The sequence below is a fragment of the uncultured Streptococcus sp. genome, from assembly GCF_901875575.1.
In the GTDB taxonomy this organism is placed as follows: domain Bacteria; phylum Bacillota; class Bacilli; order Lactobacillales; family Streptococcaceae; genus Streptococcus.
Genome location: NZ_CABFMF010000071.1, coordinates 1 through 521, shown reverse-complemented (window position 1 = coordinate 521; position 521 = coordinate 1). Strand labels below are relative to the sequence as shown.

General features: G+C 34.9%; 1 pseudogene. It reads right to left on the bottom strand.

Annotated elements, in window-relative coordinates:
* A pseudogene (locus tag QZ114_RS08970) lies at window positions 1-521 on the bottom strand (XRE family transcriptional regulator); the annotation flags it as partial.

Sequence of the window (521 nt, the reverse complement as noted above, 5' to 3'; positions counted from 1 at the left end):
TACTTTTGTTTTGCTGTTTCATAATCAGTCTGAATATAATATTTCCATTCTACCATCAAGACAATCGGTTGCTTTTGAAAATCTCGTGTTTTCTGTCCTATTTTATTTAAGGTCTCAACTGCTCTCTTAAAATAATGAAACAGCCCCATAATTTCTATACAAGCTAAAGAAGCTAACAAGGAATCTCTAAGCAAGTTCAAACAATCGAACTCTATCTTATCAACCTGAGAACTTAGTTTGTCATGAAAACAAAGAATGGTTTCATGCTCAGATTCTTTTATCTCACCCACATTTAAACCATCCATTAACTGACAGTTGAAATACAGTCTCAATTTCAACAGGTCCTCGGCTTTATATACATCTCTGGATAGTAAATCTTGAAGACCGCCCTCAATCACACTGCTTCCGTATAAGGAATTACTAGTCGCTCTCACTTCATCTATGGCTTGAAGACAATCCACTATCATCTTCTCATCACGTGGCAAATCATCATAAAAATTCTCAAAAATCTCATCGAAATA